At 38.1% G+C, this 1132-nt stretch carries 3 protein-coding genes; 1 reads left to right on the forward strand and 2 read right to left on the reverse strand.

The genetic code is table 11. The features are described from left to right. The coding region (locus tag I6E38_RS14830; protein ID WP_235394706.1) for a hypothetical protein at positions 1–214 on the forward strand (214 nt) is incomplete at its 5' end. Here I6E38_RS14830 and I6E38_RS14835 read toward each other — a convergent pair. Together I6E38_RS14835 and I6E38_RS14840 are read right to left on the reverse strand one after the other, a co-directional pair. Further along, on the reverse strand, positions 163–495 hold the full coding sequence (locus I6E38_RS14835) for a HigA family addiction module antitoxin (protein WP_235394704.1): 333 nt from the start codon (positions 493–495) through the stop codon (positions 163–165). The two genes, I6E38_RS14830 and I6E38_RS14835, sit on opposite strands and share 52 nt — an antisense overlap. Positions 496–507: 12 nt before the next feature. Next, a complete protein-coding gene (locus tag I6E38_RS14840; RefSeq protein WP_235394705.1) occupies positions 508–825 on the reverse strand; it encodes a type II toxin-antitoxin system RelE/ParE family toxin in 318 nt (105 codons plus the stop codon). Between the last annotated feature and the right edge of the window lie 307 nt (positions 826–1132).

Below are 1132 nucleotides of genomic sequence, written 5' to 3' on the forward strand. Positions count from 1 at the left end.
GCACGGAGCATCAAATACCAAGATGACCTCTATGCGTCCACGACTGAAAGAATTAAACGACAATCCCTATATAGGAACGCATGTACATATTAATATACAAAAAAAGCGGATGCGCCGCACTTCTGAGAGTGCTTCGCATCCGCCTTGGATTTTTTCTACATATCATAAAATTGCAGCTGCAGACCGTATCTTGCTCAAGATTATAGATAAATGAGAGTCTTGTCTGGCAGTCTGAAGATTATATTCACTCTGCATATTCACAAGCATATAAGCCTTGATACCAAGAGCTGCCTCTATGCGCAAAGCATAATCAGTGGTTATAGGACGCTTGCAATTAAGAATCTCATTAAACACAGTGTAAGAACAGCCTATAATCGAAGCGAATTTACGCTGAGAAATTCCGCGTGCCTCAAGCTCATCCTTCACTATCTCACCAGGATGGACAGGAAAAGAGGGCACCAAATCATCCATACTATATGTCTTTGTATTTTCCATACCAAATATTATTCACTTGTAATGATTACTAATATCTAACAAACGACATACTTTTATTGATATGTCATCCGTATTATCTTTGACTATGAATTCCAAACGATACTGTTTGCCACACCTAACAGAAGAAATGCCTTTTTTATCACCAACAAGAACTTCATAGTTTAATGATCTAAAAACAAACAAATCCTCTATACACTTGGCATTGGCAAGAGCAACAACAGCCTTCTGATAACTTCGTACCACTTCCGGCTGAAAGCGGTGCTTCTTGTCACTTGTCTTGCCTTTGAAAAACAAGTCATGCAGATATTCCTTGTCAAATTCAATACTCATGTGGCAAAGATAATTCAAATAATAAATATCAGCAAATTATCGAACAATAAAATTTGTGGTATAAAGGGAAAAACGCTAAATTTGCATTTGTCAATCCATTGGCAGGACTTATGCAGACCCGTCAATACAGGAGACATATATACATAAAGGCGTTACTGACGCTTTGGTTTTGACATTCTGAGAACTTCGCAACTTCATCTGTTCGTCAAAGACAAAGCAACGGGAACGCCCCAAAGGGTAGGGTGTTCAAAATTTAGATATAAATCTGACATAAAAAGTGCAAGAATTCAGCTCGTTAAGTTGCTGA

This window comes from Leyella stercorea (assembly GCF_021531355.1).
Taxonomy (GTDB): Bacteria; Bacteroidota; Bacteroidia; order Bacteroidales; family Bacteroidaceae; genus Prevotella.

Bases quoted from the DNA above. Each gene is read 5' to 3' on its own strand.
- I6E38_RS14835 (WP_235394704.1), bottom strand. From the start codon at position 495: ATGGAAAATACAAAGACATATAGTATGGATGATTTGGTGCCCTCTTTT.
- I6E38_RS14840 (WP_235394705.1), bottom strand. From the start codon at position 825: ATGAGTATTGAATTTGACAAGGAATATCTGCATGACTTGTTTTTCAAA.